Source organism: Bacillus cereus group sp. MG9 (genome assembly GCF_040459995.1).
Lineage (GTDB): Bacteria > Bacillota > Bacilli > Bacillales > Bacillaceae_G > Bacillus_A > Bacillus_A mycoides.
The window spans coordinates 2,637,326-2,650,543 of record NZ_JARVHC010000001.1; the positions used below are offsets into that span (position 1 = coordinate 2,637,326).

A 13,218-nucleotide genomic window follows, 5' to 3' on the forward strand; every position below is an offset into this window, starting at 1 on the left:
TAAATTTGAGGTGAATTATGAAAGATATTCCAGTTAAAATTCAGTTAGATACTATAACATTCCAACTAAAAAAACATCATAATTTTGATTGGCTTACAAAACTAGGTACAGTATTTGCGGTTTTTGACCAACAAGATTCCGGTAATATAAGTTTTGGTGTTGAAAAGAATGGGAAAAAGAACTTTATAAAATATGCAGGGGCACAAACACTCGCATATAATGCTTCTACAAATGAAGCTATACAAAGATTAAAAAGCTCAGTTACTATATACAATGAATTAAAACACGTTTCTCTTATAAATTTAATTGATCACTACCCTGTACAGCATGGATATGTTTTAATTTTCGATTGGTTTGACGGTGAATGTCTTCACTCACACTGGAGTTTCCCACCCCCAGCAAAATACAATGATCCTAACTCACCATTTTATAAATATAAGAAATTATCCGTTAAAGACAGACTGATTTCATTAAATTCTATTTTTAATTTCCATATTTACGTTGAACACAAACACTATGTAGCTATTGATTTTTATGACGGTAGTATTTTGTACAACTTTAAAACTAATGAAACAAAAATTTGTGATATTGATTTATACAGTAACAAACCGTATGTAAATAAGATGGGACGAATGTGGGGATCATCTCGTTTTATGTCACCTGAAGAGTTTCAACTTAACTCTATAATAGACGGAAAAACAAATGTATTTAATATGGGGGCTATGGCTTTTGCACTTTTAGGTGGCGGGCAAGATCGTTCCTTTATGAAATGGGAAGCTAGTGAAGGCTTATATGAAGTAGCATACCGTGCTGTAAATGAAAATCGTAGTGAGCGCTATGCGTCAATGAAAGAGTTTAATAATGCATGGTTAAAAGCCTATAACACTGAAAATCTATAAAAACTACATACATTGTAAAAGTACATGTAAAACTTGTACTTTTATAATGTATAATACATATGGGATTGAAATTCAGGATAACGGGGCATGTATTATGAACTTTGTTTACATTAATCAAAATGTTTTAAATAATCTTCTTTATATTTTAAGCAGTATATTTGTTTTTTATTTTATTTATGATAGTGGGTACTTCGGGAAGAAATATAAGAAACTACTTATCATTCTTTGTACGAGTATCCCACTAATTTTATGTATGCGGTACCCTATCTATATGGATGAAAATTATATTCACGATTTAAGACAAATCCCCTTTTTAATTGGTACACTTTATGGTGGATTTCCAGTCGGTATTGCATTACTCATGATTTTATTAATAATACGTTTTATGTTTTATGGTTTTAGCCTGTTAACAATCATTGTGTATGGAACGATGTTAATAATTACAGCATTCGCATCCTCAAAATTTAATACATACAATAGGAAAATAAAAGTAACTTCATCTATGTTTTTAACTTTTTTCCTTGCAATATTTACAACAGTAATTGTTTTAACTCTATCAGATTTTGAAGTGAATAATTTGTACATTATTTATTTCATTCTATTACCAACTATTTTAATATTATTTATGGTCTATTTTAATGAGGTTTTAAAAGATGCAATATTTATGCGATCAAAATTAATAAAAGTTGAAAAAATGGAGATTGTCAGCCAACTCGCTGCAAGTATTTCACATGAAGTAAGGAATCCATTGACTGTTGTAAAAGGATTTACACAACTTTTAAAAACACCCAATATAACTCAACAATCCAAAGATGAGTATATTGAACATATTCTTGAAGAGTTAAATCGTGCACAAGCAATTATTGATGATTACTTAACTTTTGCCAAACCGGCTTCAGAAAAACTAGATCATATTTCAGTGGAGCACGAGTTAAATCGAGTTATTAATATGATGTTGCCTTTTTGTAACATGAATACTATTAATATTACAAAAGAGTTCTCAGAGGGAACAATTATTGGTAATACACAGCACTTCCATCAATGTTTTTTAAATTTAATAAAAAACAGTATAGAAGCAATGCCATGTGGCGGTAATCTAATTATTTCTGCAACTGTTAGCAATAATAAGGTCATAATAAGGATTCAAGATAGTGGAGTTGGAATGTCGCAAGAGCAAATTAATCGATTTGGCGAACCATATTTTAGTACAAAAACGAAAGGTACTGGTTTAGGTACGATGGTTGCTGTTAAAATTATTGAAACGATGCGAGGCAGTTTAAAAATCCGAAGTATCGTTAATAAAGGAACTACTTTAACTATTACATTCCCAAAATATAATAATGAGAGCACGTTGCATAATAAATAAAAAAGGAGCATAATGGCTCCTTTTTTATTTCGATACAAAAAGTATCTGCTATGTTTTTTTAATTTACATTTAGAAGAGACTAATTAGAAATTAGTACCCTTAGCTCCAACAGCTACATCCAACAATAATTAATAAAATAAATAACACAACTAATAAAGCGAAACCTCCACCAAAACCACAAGAACCGCCGAAACTCATATTTTTTCCTCCTTTTGGTTTGAAAACTAATAGGTAGTTGATCATTTTAACTGGTTCGTATTATACAGTATGTATATCTCCCTTTTTTGAGCATGTCTTCATAAAAATTAGTAAAAGCACTCTATTGAGAGTGCTTTAAAATGGGTACCAGAAGCTTTGGAATACATTCAGCTTTAAGTAAACTGCAATAATCAAAATGATAATACCAACAAAAAGTGTGATGTAATCCTCCTTTTGTGCGTCTTTTGCATAGTACCACGTTCGTTTATCCTTTTTTCCAAAACCTCTTAAATCCATTGCATTTGAAACAGTATCAATCCTTTCTAATGAATGAATAATAAGTGGCCAAAAAATTAAAACACGGTTTTTCATACGAATCCACAAGCTCGCTTCTCCTTTTTCAAAAGGTACGCCTCTTGCTTCCTGCGCGTGTCTAATGATTATATATTCAGATTGAATACTTGGTATATAACGCAGTGCAATATTTATTGCATATGTAATTTTATAAGGAACAGCAAATTTATTTAAGCTGCTTACAAATTCACTTGGATGAGTTGTATAAATAAAAAGAAGTGTAAATGGTAATAACGTAAAATATTTCAATGAAAGTGTAGCTGCATAAAATAAAGTTTCATATGTAATTGTTGCATAACCTATATAAAAAAAAGAGGTATACGATCCCGTTAATTCCGATCCATGGGTGGGCGTAATGAAAAGAATCATAACGGAATTTAATAAACTAAATGTAAATATAACGCTGAAAATAACTATAATTTTACGCAATTGAATTTTTGCAATTAAGAGGCCGATACATCCAACAATAAATAAAATTAGCAATATACGAAAATCAAAAAATAAAAAAGTAAGTGTCATACAAAATATAAATAAAGATAATTTAATTGCACCATCCATACGATACAAATACGTATTATGCATATTCCTCCCTCCTATTAGCTTCAATATAAAGTTGCACAAATGTTTCTGGAGTTGGAATTCCGCTTAATTTAGCTAGTTTTATTAATGAAATCTCCCGTAGATTAGCTCTTTGTAACGTTCCTTTATCCCCTAAAACAGCAGATACAGTATTGTCCGCAATAATTTTCCCTTCATGCAGAACTACCGCTCGATCTGCATATTCTAAAGCAAGATTCATATCGTGTGTGATAATAATAAAGGATATGCCCTTTTCAGCCAGTTTTCTAATAAACGACATAAACTGTTTGTAATGGTAATAATCTTGTCCAGCTGTCGGCTCATCTAATACAATAAGTTTTGGGTTTGTTATAAGTACAGATGCAATAGTAAGCCTCTTTTTTTGTCCATAGCTTAATGCCTGAATTGGCCAGTTACGAAATGGATATAATCCACAAATTTTTAAAGATTTTTCGACTCTTTTCTCAATCTCATCTTTAGAAACCTTTTTTAATTTTAATGAATATGAAACCTCTTCTAAAACAGTAGGCTGTGTAATCATTTGATTTGGGTTTTGCATAACGTAAGAAATAACTTCCCCGCGTTTACGAATAGACCAACAATTTATATTTTCTCCATCGAATGTTATTCTCCCATTCTTCGTTTTATTTATTCCTATAAGAGTATGAGCTAATGTCGATTTCCCTGCTCCATTATGACCCAATAACGCTACTATTTCTCCCTCTCCTATTGAAAGGTTGATATCTTCTAAGGCTGTATGTTTGTTATTGTACGTAAATGATAAATTTTCTATCTTGCATAAAGCTTTTTTAATATATTTGTTTTTTGATGAAACTTGCTTATGCATCCAGTTCTTTAATAGGCTATGAACGCCTGCATTACGAAGATTTTCAATTGGAAATACCCTAACATTATTACTATCAAAATTTAATTTCTTTAGCGCCTCTATATAAATAGGTTCTCTTAGTCCGATATTTGGTAATATATTAGAATTTAAAATACTATCCGGTGAACCAACGGCAATAACTTCTCCCTCATCTATTAAAATAATTTTATCTAAATCAAGGTTTAAAATTTCTTCTATTCGATGTTCAATAATTACAATTGTTTTATTATATTTCTCATGTATATTTTTAATGAGTTCTATTGTATTCAAACTACATGCAGGATCCAAATTAGCTAACGGTTCATCAAATAATAATATATCGGCATTTGTCGTTAGCAGACCTGCAAGAGAGACTGTCTGTTTTTGACCTCCTGATAATTCATGCGGACTTTGTGTATGAAAGTCCTGCATGCTTACCTTTTTTAAAGAATCCGTAACAATCTTTTTCATTTCTATTTGATTTACACAATCGTTTTCTAATGCAAATGCTACATCCTCTTCGACAGTAAGGCCTATAAATTGTGAATCTTGATCTTGTAATATTGTCCCTACGTGTTTACTCTGTTCAAAAACACTACCTTTTCTCGGATCCTTTCCAGCTATTAAAATGTTACCGGTACTTATCCCTTCGTAAGAAAATGGGATTAGCCCATTTATACAATGAGCTAATGTTGACTTACCTGAACCACTTCGTCCAGCGATAAGTACCTTTTCCCCAGGATATATTTGAAATGTAATATCTTTTAAAGTAGGCTGCGTGGTATGCCTATATTGAAAGGTAAATTGTTCAAAAGAAATAATTGGTTGCATGTATACATCCCTACTTTTCAATTTTTAAATGTGTATGTTTCTTATTTGATTTCGCTAGACCGATCGTGATTGGTAAGCCAAGAACTAAAAATACGATAACGTCTGCAATTGTTGCGCCTAGTACTTGTATAACTATTTTGTCAAACGGTTCTCCCATCACAATAATATCGAATGCTCCAGCAAATATAATTGCTATGACAATACCAATTAACCCTGCAATTGCAAAATAAGAAATATCACGGTTATTATACGTTCCATGTTTTACACTAAAACCAACTCTTTTTTGTATGAGTCCCATTGCTAAACCAATAATACCTGAACTAATAACCCATCCCCACCAAATACCCCAACCAGCGATCGTATCTGTAACGGTATGACCGATGAGTCCTATTAAAAGTCCTGCTACCGGGCCAAATAACGCTCCAAAAACTGTTAAAATAGCCAATGCGGGTTTAATAAATGTATTCGGTGCGATAGAAAATCCCCAAAGCCCTAATACCCCGTATAGAGCTGCTCCAATTCCAATAGCTACTACTAGCTTTGTCGTTAATTTGTTCATTACAATTCCCCTCTCGTATTATTCAACTTTTAATACTCTATATTTATTTTGAAAATGAATTATGCATCGACACTTCCTTTCTATACAACAAAAAATGACCTCTTAAATAAGAGGTCATTTTCTTTCACGTACAAGAATCCCCTTATCTTTCAAAAGACACATAGTGTCCTCTGCGGAATTAGCACCTTCCTATGTAATTACATAGGGGTTGCTGAGGCTTCAAAGGGCCGTTCCCTCTACCTCTCTGGATAAGTATGTATTTGTAATCTGTATTATGGCACTAACAATAAATAATTTCAATACTTTTCTTACTATTTTTATTTTTCGATAAATAGTTCATTTAAATCATTGTATTCTTATCGGAATTATGAAATAATAAATTCAAAATTGTTACGGGAGGAATGCATGATGAAAGTAATTGGCTTAATTGGCGGACTAAGTTGGGAATCAACATCGTTATATTATAAACATATTAATACACTAACTCTCTCTCAATATGATCAAAATGCTAAGCTTGTTTTATATAGTATGGACTTTGGTGAAGTAACTACATTATTACAAAATCATCAATATGAAGAAGTGAAAAATGAATTAGTCGCAGTAGCAAAAAAAGTAGAACACTCTGGAGCTGAATGTTTACTAATGTGTTCTAATACTGTACATCTATTTGCTGAGGAAGTAGAACAAGCAATATCAATCCCACTTCTTCATATCGGTGATGTAAGTGCTAAAGAAATGGTAGAACAGAATATAAAACGGATCGGATTATTAGGAACGAAACAAACAATGGAAGAAGATTTTTATACATCACGACTAGCAAAATATAACATTGAGACAATCATCCCAAATGACGAAGAAAGAACTTTTATCCATCACGTCATATTAAATGAATTAATTAGAGGAATTATTTCAGAAACATCAAAAGAAAAACTAATACAAATTACCAATTCATTAATTAATAATGGGGCTGAAGGAATTCTACTTGGCTGTACGGAAATTCCTTTGCTCATTTCCCAAAATGATCTATCCGTTCCTGTTTTTGATACTGCTTATTTACATGCGAATACTGCTGTACAATTTGCTGGATAATAATATAAAAGCATACAGGTAGAGCCTCTATGCTTTTATATTATCCGAACTATTTATTTAAAAGAGCATCAATAACTACAATGGCTCTTTTGGAACCACCACACTCTAAAAAACTTTCATTCAGTTTTTGAATGCCATGTTTATACTTTTTATTTGAAAGAACGTCTGTTACCGCCTTTTTTAAAGTTTGCACATTAACATGCTCTTTCAATAATCTATGTGCTGCCTCAAGCTCAGTTAATCTTTGCGCTATCATAGGCTGATCTTTATCATGCGGTATTATCACAAATGGGACATTATAATGGATTGCATCGTGCACACTATTCATTCCACCATGTGTAATAAAAACATCTGCTTCACTTAATATTTCTGATTGAGGTACGTAAGGGGTTATAATAAAGTTGTCTGGCGCTTGCGTAATTTTTGAAATATCATTTCTATCACCAATCGCCATTACTACAATCCCTTCGAAATTTGAAAAAGCATCAATACAAGTATTAAAAAATGGTTCGAGCCCTTCGAGAAGTGTTCCCATTGAAATATAAATAACTTTCTTTTTTGAAAGCAATTCAAGTGGAAACTTTACATTTGTTTTGCGCTTTATAATACTCGGTCCAATAAAAACATTGTTTTCTCCGAACGAATCGCTATTAGGTTGAAAATAACGACTTGTATACACGAGACTAATATCTCCCTTATTATGCATAAATTGAAGATTATTTTTGGGCTTTACTCCAAATTCATGTTCCATTTGATACAGTAACTTTTCAGAGAGTTCATCGGGTTGGAATTGTATTTCTGCATTTGGATGAAAAGGCAAGGTTTCCAATAATACTGGTGGAATTAAAAATATAGGAGAGGAAACTATGCCTGGAACTTGTAAATATTCCTTTACTAACTCTCCAGCACCAAATATATCATAAACTATGAAATCAAAATTAATGCTTTTACATAATCGTTTCGTAATTTCTAATATGTATAAAGAAGTTTGAACATGTACATGAAAGAAAGTTTTTAATCCATATGAAGTTTCATTATCAATAGAAATCTCCTTTAATAAATCCGGATGAGTATGTACAATGGCTCCCAAAACTTCAAGCCTTTCCTTAAAACTTTCCGTTGTAATATAGTGTACGTTATCACCTCTTTCAGTAAAGGCCTTTACTAAACTTAATGTAGGATTTACATGTCCCTCTGCAGGGAAATTAACTATTAAAATATTCATCACTTATTTCTCACTCCTACAATTCAATGTTCTTATTAATCGTACTGTTATTATTACAAGCAATCTTCCCTTAATAGTCCCAATATACTTACTACTTTAGGTTGATAAATAATTATCAGACATTGAAAAAGGCATCTACATAAAATGTAGATGCCTAACTGTGATAAGGAGTGTTCTGTGAGGTTAGGATAAGCTTTTCTGCTTGTCCTATGCTATCAATATATGATTTATTTTATAAAACGTGCATATCTAATAGAATTATTTTATTTGATCAAATGGATAATATACCATCTTCACTTTACCTATTATATTTGACTCATCAATTAGTCCAAGCGTATTCCTACTATCTTTACTATGATTTCGATTATCACCTAACACAAATAATTTATGCGTGGGAACTTTCATTTCTCTACAGTTTGAAAAACGATTTGATACTTGTGACATATCTAACTGTATATACGACTCATCACGCTTTTTACCGTTAATATATACCTCATCGTCTCTTAATTATATGTTATTCCCCGGTAATCCAATAATTCGTTTCACGTAGTATGTAGCCGAGTCTTCTTTTTTTATTATTACAACATCACCATGATGAAAAGAAGAAAAATAGATGCTAGCCTTATTAACAAGTATGCGATTATTCTCATTCAAAGTAGGTTGCATCGAAATTCCTTCTACCATACAAAATAAAAATGACTTATTAATAAAAATAATTCCTATTATAATTAAAATATAGCTACATATTTTTCTCCGATCTTTTAGAATCAATTGCTTCATATATACCTCATTTCTAATCTATTCGTATGTAAAAAACGTCTCTAGTTCATATAATTGCTAGAGACGTTTCGTATATTTTAATTCTCTTTAGAGTCATCTGTTTTTGGTGCTTCGCCAGTTAATCGCTTATTTTTTAATTCAAAATAAGCATCTAAAACTTCTTTTCCAATATCAGAGTTAATACCAGATTTATCATTAATAACCCACGGCACAACTACAGAGAATGCTACTTCAGGATTATCATACGGCGCATATCCTGCTAACGTTAAATTATAACATTCTCTTCGCTCACCTTTTTCATTTCTTCCAATATCACTTTCTCCACCGTATACTGTCTGTGCTGTCCCTGTTTTACCTGCTGGCTTATAAGATGCTTTTTGGAACGCCCTTACTCCTGTTCCATCACCTTCTTGGAATACCCTTCTAAATCCTTCTTTTACTTGATTTATATATTCCTCTTTCATATCTATCTTATTTAAAACGATTGGTTCTACTGTATGCACCACTTTACCAATCTCATCTTTTTGCGACGTTTGCTCTCTTACCTCTTGAACAATTTGTGGCTTCATTCGATATCCACCGTTTGCGATTGTTGAAATATACTGTACAAGCTGAAGCGGTGTATACGTGTCATACTGGCCAATTGAGTAGTCTAGTAAAAAACCAGGTTGATTATCTTTTTTACCAATTTGTCCAGCTGTTTCATTCGGTAAATCAATACCCGTTGGAACACCTAATCCAAATTGCCTGAAATAATACCTCATTTTATCAAAGTACTCCTGTTTAATATTTAATGAACTATTTTTCACATAATCTACACCTGCAATTTTTAATGCTGTATTAAACATATAAACGTTAGAAGAAACTTGTAAAGCTCTTAGATCATCAATATTCCCGAAATCTTTCCAAGACTTTTTCTCCTTAGTTCCTTTAAACTTCATAGGCGCATCATAAAAGTAAGTACCTGGTGTTATAGCTTTCGTTTCGAAACCAGTCAATATTGTCGCACCTTTAACTGTTGATCCAAGCTCATATGAACTTGTCATCGTACCTAAAGCATAATCTTCAACTTCTGTTTTCCCATCTTTTTCTACTAATTTTTTCCCTGCCATTGATAATACTTGACCATTTTTCGGATTTATCATTACAACGAAAGCACGGTCCAACATCGATTCTGAACCTTTATAGGCCTTTAATATTTTTTCTATGCTCTCTTCTACTTTTTTCTGTAATTCCATATCTATTGTTAAAGTTAAATTCTTACCGCTCTTTCCCTCAGAAACGGTTTCCGTTCTAATTGTATTACCTTGTTTATCTGCAACGCTTCTTACTTCTTTTTTTGTACCATGAAGTACATCTTCATATTGCTGCTCGATATAACTTTTTCCAACCCTATCATTTCGGCTATAATCACGTACCAAGTAGTAATCTAATCGTTCACTTGGTAATCTAATCGTTCACTTGGTAATCCTTCATCGGAATTAGAAACATTTCCAAGAACAGATCGGAATAATCCATCATTTACATACACTCTCTCCCAATCCACCGATACGTCTACACCTGGGAGATTCGCTAAACCTTCACTAATTATAGTAAATTCCTTTTCACTAACATCTTTTTTAATAATTTGAGGTGCCATTTGATAACCTGAAGTCATCTTACTTTTAATAGCTAACACTTTTATATCTTTCTCTGTTAATTCCTGAAGATTTTTATCTGTAACCCGTTTTCTTTTTAACTCTTCTATTTTTTTATCTAGCTTCTTGCCGCTAATATCCTTTTCTCTAAATGTATCTATTTCTTTTTTCGATACTAGATTTTCAGCCAGTTGCGGATTTAATTGCATCCAAAAATCTTTCTTATCTGTCTCATTTAACTTATCTATATCTTCTTGCGGCATTTCAATTATGTCTACAAGTTGTCTTGCAGTTTTTAATATATCTTCTGATTTTACACCTTTCATCTTTGTGTACGTGATCGTGCGTAAAGATGTATTATCAACAACTGGATTCCCTTCTCGATCAAATATTTTCCCACGTGGGACAGATAGGCTCACAGTTGCATTTTCTCTCTTTTCTACTTCATTTTTATAAGTCTCTCCATCGAAAATTTGCACTTTACCTAACTGTATAATCATTGCAGAAAATAATAAAAATACACATAGAAATAAAATATTTAACCGCATCGGTATTGCTCTACCACTTTTTTTCACTTGCTTTTTCACCTTGTCATAATCTCCTCCTTACAGTATTTCTAATAATAATTGAATCTATATATTAAAAGTAATGCACATTTTCTATACAGTACTTTGTACAAATATTAATATACTGATAAAAACTTAATAGAAATTAAAACAAAGGTTAAGAAAAGGTAAAGTTTACTAAATTAAATATAAAAATACCCAATGAAAAAAGTTTAGCTTTTTTCATTGGGTATTTAATCATTTATTTAAGAGTTAATACTAGAACGTATCGATATACATTTATCATCACAATTTGATAGAGATTGTTTACTCTGAATTTTCGGTAAGTAAATAGTTACAGTTGTCCCGACGCCAACCTCACTCATTATACTTATTGTTCCTTGATGACCTTCAATTATTTTATAACTTAACATCAATCCAATACCGGTACCTTTTTCTTTCGTACTATAGAAAGGTTCACCTAATCTTTTAATTCTTTCTTCAGGTATTCCTATTCCTTCATCTATTACACTAATAATGACACCTTTTTTATGTATTTCTTTTATATGGATTGAAATTTTCCCGCCATCTAGCATTGCTTCAATTGAATTTTGCAAAATATTAATAAATACTTGTTTCAATTGATTTTCTGAGCATTCAATGATTATCTCTTTGGAATCTGTAAATAGTTCAACTTGAATATTTGTCATGATTGCTTTTGTATTAATTAATGATACGACATTTTTAAAAATTTGATAAATATTTTTCTTTTCTGTATTTATTTCATCAGTTTTAGCAATCGACAAAAACTCTTGGAGGATTGCTTCTATTCTTTCTATTTCGGAAAGCATAAGGTCAAAATATTTTTCTTGATCTTCTTTATTAATTTGGAATAACTGTATAAATCCTTTAATTACAGTTAATGGGTTTCTCACTTCATGAGCTACACCGGCTGCTAATTGACCAATTGCCGCAAGTGTATCTGATTTATTTAGCAATTCTTCTGCCTTTTTCCGCTCTGTGATATCGCGTACAATGATCATAATTTTATCTTGTAATAATGGTAAACATCTAGCTTCAAAGAAATCGATACTCCCATTAATTGTTAGAATATATTCTACGATTACATTCTTTCCTTCTTCTTTCAATTGGCGAATTGCTTCTTGAAATTGCTGTGCTACTGGAGACGGTAATATTTCGTAAAACTTTTTTCCCATAAAAGCTTCTGCAGGTACGTAAAATTTTGTAGGGGATCCTGCTTTATAATCTATAATTGTCCCATCATATTCTGTTAAAAAACATAAATCTGGTAAAGCTTTAAAAATTAATTCTAATTCAGACGTTTGTTGTTTTAATTGCTCTTCTATCGCTTTTAAATGTGTAATATCTACCCCAACAGCCCAGTAACTAAATCCTGTTACAGGAAACTGTTCTGATATATTGGACCACATTATCGTTTTAATTTCACCATTTTTACATGTTAAACTCATTTCCCAATCTCTAAAATTTTTTCCACGAGTCAAAAATTTATTTTGTATTTGATGGCGATAATTATGGTCAGGATACAGTAATTTAAGAGCGTTTGGATTCCCAATTATTTCTTCAGCAGTATAACCTGTTACAATCTCGCATTCTCGATTCCATAAAACAAAATCTCCATTATAGTCAAGCGCATCAACCATAACAGGCATGTTTTGTAAGATCGTATGTAATTCTTCCTCTTTTCGAGAAAGTAACGATGTATTTTTACTTTGAACTGCTTTTTTCATCCCAGTTATAATGAGGTTAGAAAGCATTTCAAAATATTTTTGGCAATTGCAAATTTCGCTTCGTTTGGACCATACAATAAAAGATCCTAAATATTGATTGTATAAGAAAAGGGGGATTTCAATTTTGGGAAGTTTACATACTTTCATTTCATTAATTCCAAATGAAAATATACATTCGTTTTCAGCATCAAGAAGTTGATGTGATATGTTGGTTAATTTATAAAATTGTTCTGCCATGGTTTCTATTGTACTCACATCAATAAGTTCCATTAGCCGCGCATTCATTCCTTTTTCACCTCGATATGTAAAAATTATACAAATTCAAAATTCATACTTCTTCATTATACGAAGAAAGTGCTCCTAGGTATATAGCTGTAGAATAATTATTCTAACAAATTCTATTTTTCAATTAAAAACAGAAAATAATATGGGAGTGTTACGCGCTGCTAACAGCACTATAAAAATACAATAAACATAAAGTTCACAAATTTTTCATAATTTTCATGAAAAATATAAACATTT

General features: G+C 31.5%; 9 protein-coding genes, 2 pseudogenes and 1 riboswitch. Of the genes and pseudogenes, 3 read left to right on the plus strand and 8 right to left on the minus strand.

Going from position 1 to position 13,218, the window contains the following annotated elements:
• The first annotated feature begins 17 nt into the window (after positions 1-17).
• Together QCI77_RS13395 and QCI77_RS13400 are read left to right on the plus strand one after the other, a co-directional pair.
• Positions 18-899 (plus strand): protein kinase family protein, encoded by an 882-nt coding sequence (locus QCI77_RS13395; protein WP_353825029.1) that lies wholly within the window; start codon positions 18-20, stop codon positions 897-899.
• A gap of 46 nt (positions 900-945) precedes the next feature.
• Positions 946-2,265, plus strand: a complete 1,320-nt coding sequence (locus QCI77_RS13400; RefSeq protein WP_002141985.1) for a sensor histidine kinase — start codon at positions 946-948, stop codon at positions 2,263-2,265.
• A gap of 99 nt (positions 2,266-2,364) precedes the next feature.
• Here QCI77_RS13400 and QCI77_RS13405 read toward each other — a convergent pair whose 3' ends face one another.
• From QCI77_RS13405 to QCI77_RS13420, 4 genes are all read right to left on the minus strand, one after another.
• Positions 2,365-2,463: a YjcZ family sporulation protein gene (locus tag QCI77_RS13405; protein ID WP_000007808.1), complete on the minus strand. Its 99-nt coding sequence runs from the start codon at positions 2,461-2,463 to the stop codon at positions 2,365-2,367.
• A gap of 135 nt (positions 2,464-2,598) precedes the next feature.
• Positions 2,599-3,399, minus strand: a complete 801-nt coding sequence (locus tag QCI77_RS13410; RefSeq protein WP_305927605.1) for an energy-coupling factor transporter transmembrane component T family protein — start codon at positions 3,397-3,399, stop codon at positions 2,599-2,601.
• On the minus strand, positions 3,392-5,092 hold the full coding sequence (locus QCI77_RS13415) for an ABC transporter ATP-binding protein (RefSeq protein ID WP_002013167.1): 1,701 nt from the start codon (positions 5,090-5,092) through the stop codon (positions 3,392-3,394). The genes QCI77_RS13410 and QCI77_RS13415 overlap by 8 nt, the downstream gene beginning before the upstream one ends.
• 10 nt (positions 5,093-5,102) lie before the next feature.
• On the minus strand, positions 5,103-5,651 hold the full coding sequence (locus tag QCI77_RS13420) for an ECF-type riboflavin transporter substrate-binding protein (protein WP_002127640.1): 549 nt from the start codon (positions 5,649-5,651) through the stop codon (positions 5,103-5,105).
• Positions 5,652-5,790: 139 nt separating this feature from the next.
• Positions 5,791-5,906: riboswitch (SAM riboswitch) on the minus strand.
• Positions 5,907-6,056: 150 nt separating this feature from the next.
• Between QCI77_RS13420 and QCI77_RS13425 the strand changes: the two genes are divergently transcribed.
• Positions 6,057-6,740, plus strand: coding sequence for an aspartate/glutamate racemase family protein (locus tag QCI77_RS13425; protein WP_353825030.1), 684 nt, complete (start codon positions 6,057-6,059; stop codon positions 6,738-6,740).
• 49 nt (positions 6,741-6,789) lie between these two features.
• Here the strand turns inward: QCI77_RS13425 and QCI77_RS13430 are convergent, their stop codons facing one another.
• The 4 genes and pseudogenes from QCI77_RS13430 to QCI77_RS13445 form a co-directional block, all read right to left on the minus strand.
• Positions 6,790-7,968 carry a macrolide family glycosyltransferase gene (locus QCI77_RS13430; RefSeq protein ID WP_353825031.1) on the minus strand — a complete coding sequence of 393 codons (1,179 nt, stop codon included), beginning with the start codon at positions 7,966-7,968 and terminating at the stop codon, positions 6,790-6,792.
• Positions 7,969-8,223: 255 nt separating this feature from the next.
• Positions 8,224-8,745, minus strand: a pseudogene (lepB, locus tag QCI77_RS13435) (signal peptidase I).
• A gap of 77 nt (positions 8,746-8,822) precedes the next feature.
• Positions 8,823-10,969, minus strand: a pseudogene (locus QCI77_RS13440) (peptidoglycan D,D-transpeptidase FtsI family protein).
• A 224-nt stretch (positions 10,970-11,193) separates the two neighbouring features.
• Positions 11,194-12,981, minus strand: a complete 1,788-nt coding sequence (locus QCI77_RS13445) for an ATP-binding protein (protein WP_353825032.1) — start codon at positions 12,979-12,981, stop codon at positions 11,194-11,196.
• Positions 12,982-13,218: the final 237 nt, after the last annotated feature.

What these genes read in the sequence shown, in the direction of transcription:
- QCI77_RS13395 (WP_353825029.1), top strand. Translation starts at nt 18, where the DNA reads ATGAAAGATATTCCAGTTAAAATTCAGTTAGATACTATAACATTCCAA.
- QCI77_RS13400 (WP_002141985.1), top strand. Translation starts at nt 946, where the DNA reads ATGTATAATACATATGGGATTGAAATTCAGGATAACGGGGCATGTATT.
- QCI77_RS13405 (WP_000007808.1), bottom strand. Translation starts at nt 2,463, where the DNA reads ATGAGTTTCGGCGGTTCTTGTGGTTTTGGTGGAGGTTTCGCTTTATTA.
- QCI77_RS13410 (WP_305927605.1), bottom strand. Translation starts at nt 3,399, where the DNA reads ATGCATAATACGTATTTGTATCGTATGGATGGTGCAATTAAATTATCT.
- QCI77_RS13415 (WP_002013167.1), bottom strand. Translation starts at nt 5,092, where the DNA reads ATGCAACCAATTATTTCTTTTGAACAATTTACCTTTCAATATAGGCAT.
- QCI77_RS13420 (WP_002127640.1), bottom strand. Translation starts at nt 5,651, where the DNA reads ATGAACAAATTAACGACAAAGCTAGTAGTAGCTATTGGAATTGGAGCA.
- QCI77_RS13425 (WP_353825030.1), top strand. Translation starts at nt 6,057, where the DNA reads ATGATGAAAGTAATTGGCTTAATTGGCGGACTAAGTTGGGAATCAACA.
- QCI77_RS13445 (WP_353825032.1), bottom strand. Translation starts at nt 12,981, where the DNA reads ATGAATGCGCGGCTAATGGAACTTATTGATGTGAGTACAATAGAAACC.